This is a genomic window from Shinella granuli, from assembly GCF_004341885.1.
GTDB lineage: Bacteria > Pseudomonadota > Alphaproteobacteria > Rhizobiales > Rhizobiaceae > Shinella > Shinella granuli.
This window is the reverse complement of the sequence record NZ_SLVX01000064.1, coordinates 1-5,312: the sequence shown is the minus strand read 5'-3', so window position 1 is coordinate 5,312 and position 5,312 is coordinate 1. Positions and strand designations below refer to the sequence as shown.

5 protein-coding genes and 1 pseudogene are annotated in these 5,312 nt (G+C 58.3%); 3 read left to right on the top strand and 3 right to left on the bottom strand.

All coding sequences use genetic code 11. The features are described from left to right. Positions 1-1,241: Fic family protein (locus tag EV665_RS31620; protein WP_133037216.1), on the top strand; the 1,241-nt coding region annotated here is incomplete at its 5' end. 636 nt (positions 1,242-1,877) lie between these two features. Here the strand turns inward: EV665_RS31620 and EV665_RS31615 are convergent. Further along, positions 1,878-2,162 carry a hypothetical protein gene (locus EV665_RS31615; RefSeq protein WP_133037215.1) on the bottom strand — a complete coding sequence of 95 codons (285 nt, stop codon included), beginning with the start codon at positions 2,160-2,162 and terminating at the stop codon, positions 1,878-1,880. Between the two features lie 422 nt (positions 2,163-2,584). Here EV665_RS31615 and EV665_RS31610 point away from each other — a divergent pair, with 422 nt between their 5' ends. Further along, positions 2,585-3,487 carry an ArdC family protein gene (locus tag EV665_RS31610; protein ID WP_133037214.1) on the top strand — a complete coding sequence of 301 codons (903 nt, stop codon included), beginning with the start codon at positions 2,585-2,587 and terminating at the stop codon, positions 3,485-3,487. 77 nt (positions 3,488-3,564) lie between these two features. Here the strand turns inward: EV665_RS31610 and EV665_RS31605 are convergent, their stop codons facing one another. Continuing rightward, positions 3,565-4,266 carry a hypothetical protein gene (locus EV665_RS31605; RefSeq protein WP_133037213.1) on the bottom strand — a complete coding sequence of 234 codons (702 nt, stop codon included), beginning with the start codon at positions 4,264-4,266 and terminating at the stop codon, positions 3,565-3,567. 109 nt (positions 4,267-4,375) lie between these two features. On the opposite strand from EV665_RS31605, the gene EV665_RS31600 reads away from it, so the two are divergent. After that, complete coding sequence (locus tag EV665_RS31600; RefSeq protein WP_133037212.1) at positions 4,376-5,221, top strand: hypothetical protein; 846 nt, start codon at positions 4,376-4,378, stop codon at positions 5,219-5,221. Here the strand turns inward: EV665_RS31600 and EV665_RS33390 are convergent. After that, a pseudogene (locus EV665_RS33390) lies at positions 5,218-5,312 on the bottom strand (IS5 family transposase); the annotation flags it as partial. The gene EV665_RS31600 and the pseudogene EV665_RS33390 overlap by 4 nt on opposite strands.

Sequence of the window (5,312 nt, the reverse complement as noted above, 5' to 3'; positions counted from 1 at the left end):
GCGGCATCATCTCGGAACAAGGGGGCGACTATTTCTCGGAATGGAGGGGCGAGATCATTTCGGAATCAGGGGGCGGTTTGCCTCGGAATTTGCACGCATATGCGCTCGTCGTTGATCCTGAGCGACAATGGGCGATCACCGGCTCGAACTCCACCCGCCATCGCGTGAAGAACAATCTGCCAGGCACTCCTGAATTCTGTCCGATGATCTTCAGGACGCGGGAACTGAATGCGTATGTTGACCGCAATCTCGCCGCGCAGGCGCGCGCGCTCGTTGCGGATGTCCCTGCCGATTTGTTGGCGCGGACCGCCGCTTTCCTTCTGTTGAAGGATTCGCGATCCAGCTTCGAGATCGAAGGGGAAGATCCGCCGCAGGATCGCATTCAGCGCTGGGGTCAGGTCATCGGCGAAGCCGGGCGACGTTCGATCGATCTAGATGAGCTGTTACGCCTGCAGCGTATCGTGATCGGCGATGCGCGTTTCGTGCAGCTGGGCTTGCGCACTGAAGGCGGGTTTGTCGGCGAGCATGACCGGAATACCGGTACGCCGATCCCTGATCATATCAGTGCCAAGCATCATGATCTCGAAGAGCTGATGAATGGCCTGACCGCCTTCGACCGGCTGGCAGCTCCCGAGCTTGATCCGGTGATAGCTGCTGCGGTGCTGGCCTTTGGCTTTGTCTATATTCACCCGTTTGAAGACGGCAATGGGCGCCTTCATCGTTTCCTGATTCATCACGTGCTGGCCGCACGGGGTTTCAACCCGTCTGGCATTGTGTTCCCGGTATCCGCCGTGATCCTCGATCGCATTGATGATTATCGGCGCACATTGGAAAGCTACTCGCAGAGATTGCTACCTTTGATCCGCTGGGCGGCGACGGAGCGTGGCAATGTCGAAGTGCTCAACGAGACCGCTGATTTTTATCGCTTCTTCGATGCGACCCCGCATGCGGAGTTCCTATTCTCTTGTGTGGCACGGACGGTGGATGTCGATCTACCAGCGGAAACGGCCTTCCTTGCCGGCTACGATACATTCAAAAAGCGAGTGTCCGCCCTTGTCGATATGCCTGACAGGGTTATGGACCTGCTATTCCGCTTTCTGCGACAGAATGATGGAACGCTTTCCAAGCGCGCACGCGAGCGCGAGTTTGCCAGCCTCACCGATGCAGAGGCCGTGGAGATACAGTCCATATACAATGAGATTTTACCAACGCTGAGTGGAGCTCGAAAGGACGCCCCTTGAGACGCAAAAGCGCCGCGAAGCGTAATGTCCACTAACGCGTACGTTAACGGGTTTAATGACTGCGTAAGTGGACATTACGAGGACCGGGATGCTGCAAATGCGGTGCGCTTACGCGTATATTCTGCTGTTTTGTATGATTTGCGCTAGAAAGCGAGGCGTGGCATAATAATAAAAAGGTGTCGCGCTTCTTTTGTGGCAAGTTTATATTTCCGGAAGCACCGTTTTTCCTATTCCCAACTTACCGAAAATTTGATGTGGCAAATCTGTGGCGAGTCCTCTGTACCCCGCAGAAACCATGGCTTCCTTCTCAGCTTCCCAAGCTGAATGTCGAGGGTTCGATCCCCTTCACCCGCTCCACTTTAAAATCAATGACTTAGACACCATTCAATTGCCATAAACGGCCAATTTCTCGGATTCTTGCCACAAATACCGAGTCCGCTGTAACCCGCAGAAACCCTCAATAGTTCTTCAAAATCTGCCACAACTTGTGGCAAGTTTGTGGCAAGAAAAATCTGATAGTCAGCCTTTAAGGAGCTGAACGTCGCGGCACTGATTTTTTCAATTATTTGAGTAACTTAATGTGCGGGACATTCTGGAAACAAACTTGCCACAAATTTCTTGTGGCAGGTTTGACCGTCAAGGTTCTTTTGGCGTGGCCCCACGCCGCTGTGCGAGCATCTGCAGCTCCTTTAGCTGATCGGAATTCAAGTCACCTCTGATGACACGCAGCGCGGTTATGATCGTTTCTTCCAGATCGCTGGAAAAGGAACTCTGACCCACAATGTAGTGGACGAGCCAGGCCGCGAGATCAGCATCGAGGCTGATCATCACCATCTGCTGGGGCTCCATGTAGCCTTTGCTGGCTGCTGGCCAGATAGCCTTCTTTCTTGATGGCAGGTCTTTCCATGTATCGAAGTTCATGGCTGTGCTCCCGTGGCGTGGCTTCGCCGATACTGACGTTTTTCTTCTTGTGAGACGAGTCAGTTTGTAGCGCCCCCGCAGGCGCGGATCGGGCTCTACGCTGCGCCTTTGGCTTCCCCCGAGCCGCGCGCGCGTCTCGGCCATCCGGTGACGATCCCTGGCGTAATCAATGAGCGCCGCTGCGCGCGCAAGTTCTCAAGAAAGAGGGGGCCTGCGGCCCCACAGCCGTCAAGACCAAGCCCTCCGCTTGGCTACGGGCACTGCCGGGGCGTTCCCCTACCTTCCGCACCCCGAAGGCGGGGCTTGTGCAGGCCGGGTGATACCCCTTTCCCCGGCAGCGGTCCTGACCGCCGATCCCCCGCTCATTGCCGCTTTGGCTAGTCGGGTTGCATGCGCAACCCGTTTCCAAAGGAGAAAGGCAAATGACTTTCGATATTTATCAACGTGTAACCGATCAGATCGTGGCTGAGCTGGAAAAGGGCGTCTGCCCTTGGTTGAAGCCGTGGAACGCTGAACATGCCGCCGGGCGGATTACGCGCCCGCTGCGCGCTAACGGCATCGCTTATCGCGGCATCAATGTTTTGATGCTGTGGGCGTCTGCTGTCGAGAAGGGTTTCGCCGCCCCGTTGTGGCTGACCTATAAACAGGCACAGGAGCTGGGCGGGCAGGTCCGCAAGGGTGAGAAGGGATCGCCCGTCGTCTATGCGAACACCGTCACCCGGTCTGAAAAAGACGAAAGCACCGGCGAAGAGACTGAGCGCGATATTCCCTTCATGAAGGGATACACCGTCTTTAATGCCGAGCAGGTTGAAGGCTTGCCCGCGCATTTCTACGCCCTGCAAGAGCCGGTTCTTGATCCGGTGGCACGCATTGAACCGGCGGAGCGGTTCTTTGCTAGCGTTGCCGCGCAGATCAGCCACGGCGGATACCGGGCTTGTTATAGCGTGGCGCTCGACCGGGTGCAGATGCCACCCTTCGAAGCCTTCCGCGATGCAGAAAGCTATTACGCGACCTTGGCACATGAGCTGACGCACTGGACCCGGCACCCCTCGCGGCTGGACCGTGATTTCGGGCGCAAGCGCTGGGGTGATGAAGGCTATGCCATGGAAGAGCTGGTCGCCGAGCTCGGCGCGGCGTTTGTTTGTGCTGATCTGGCTTTGACGCCGGAGCTGCGCGGCGATCATGCCGCCTATATCGCGTCATGGCTGGACGTGCTGAAGGGGGATAAGCGCGCAATCTTCAGCGCCGCCGCGCACGCGCAGCGCGCCGCAGATTTTCTGGCCGGCACGCAGGCGCAGGCCGAGTCCAAAGCGATTGCCGCCTGAACAAAAACCGCCCGGACCGTTGGGTCCGGGCGGTTTTCTTTGCAGAAATTTTCGCGCCCGCTTAGCGGGCGCTGAATTTAGTGCGGGATCGAAGACGTAAACGTCTCCAGATCGCCAGGCTGATGACCCCACTGATCGGCGGGATCGATCGCCGCGCCGCGCCCTTGCCGCAGGCGGGACTCGATGATCTCGTCGCAGGCCTGCAGCCGCGCCACCACCGCAGACGCTTCTTTCCGGCCATAGACAGTGACCAGGTCCTGGCGCTGGCCGAGATACTCCAGGCAGACGATGAAGGAGTCGCCGTAATAGGGCTTGCGAAAGAGCACCTTGCGCTTCATCGCCGCCTTCTGCCGCTCAAACTCGTACTTCAGCTTTTCCATCGGGGCATAATCGTGCTGCAGGATGCCGAAACGATGAGGCAGCTTGCGGTCGAAACAGACCCAGCCACCAGACTGCCAGACCGCGATATGCTCAGCATTCAGCCGTAGCTTTGTTTTCTTGCGGAAGCTGTCGCGAAGACCGGGACGCGCTCGCCAGTAAAGGCCGAAGAATAGGGCGGCTGTCACCAGAGCCGCCCAATCCTGATGAGGGTCGTTCAACAACAGGGCGATGATGAGCCCGGTGACATAGAGCCCGACGAGCACATCCGCGACATCGGCCACCCGCGCGCGAAGAGGCGTCAGCTCTTTGACGGCGATATGATATTCAGTCTGCCCGTCAGCGGTGGAGACTTCGCGGGTCTCCGGCTCACCTTCGAAAGGCTGCTTCAAAATCTCCATTGCTCTCGTCCTTTCAAATCAGCTTGCGCTTTGACTGTTCTGAAAGGAAAGTAAGCCCTGTCGCGGCAGTAAAACCGCGCGCAAACCGCGTCCGTTGAAAGCGCATCTGATGGAGTATACCGACCCCGTCCTGCGGCGGCTCCGAGACCGCCTGATCCGCTACCGCAGCGAGGCGCGCACCAATGGGCGCAAGCGTCCCTGGCATCGCGTGGCGATGGATATCCTGGACGCAGAATCCGTATCCCCGGCCTATTACGAGAAGGAAGTCAGTTCAGAAATACTTGGCGAGGCGTTGCGCCGGTTTGCCGCTGGTCTGCAGACACCGACTGTCGAGCGGCTGGATGCCATCACCGCCTTCCTGACCGAGCAGCACTATCTGAACGGGGCTGATCTCGGCGAAGCGCAAGCGACAATGGATGCCGCGCGCCAGTTGGCGGCCTTCTTCGGAGAGGCCGCGCCGCGCCATCTGCCGGCACGCGACGCGCTCTGCGGCCAGTTCTTGGCAGTGCGGACTGACGGCGGGTGCAAGAAGTATGTTCTGCTCGACGTCTCGCCGGTCGGGAATAGCGCCGTGCAGGTCGAAGAGACCGAGCACAGCACCAGTGCGGTCTCTCATTCCCGCAATCCGGCGGAGCTGCGCCGCTTCTTGAAGGTGGCCAGCACCGTGATGGAAAAGCGCGACGGATGGATGATCGAGGCCCCGCGCGGCCAGGTAATCATCTTCATTCGTGATCGGCTCAATGGTGAGGCCAATGTCTATACAGTGATCGCCGATGACAGAGAGCCCGGAGCGGCAAGCCATGCGCAGAATGTGCATCTGCTGCGGCCCGTGCCGGTGGCAGGAGGGGCACGGATCGTGCCCCTCGCCCCGCATGCGCGCACGCAGACTGACAGCCCGGTACCGAGTTTTTTGAACCAGATGATCTGGCATTTCAGTCGGCAGGAGGAAGCCTAGGTCCTGTTGACAAAGTATGGCAGCCATATCTTTGCGGCTGCCAGGGCGAGGAATGCCGAGAAGGATTTTCGTGTCTTGTCGTATCGGGTCG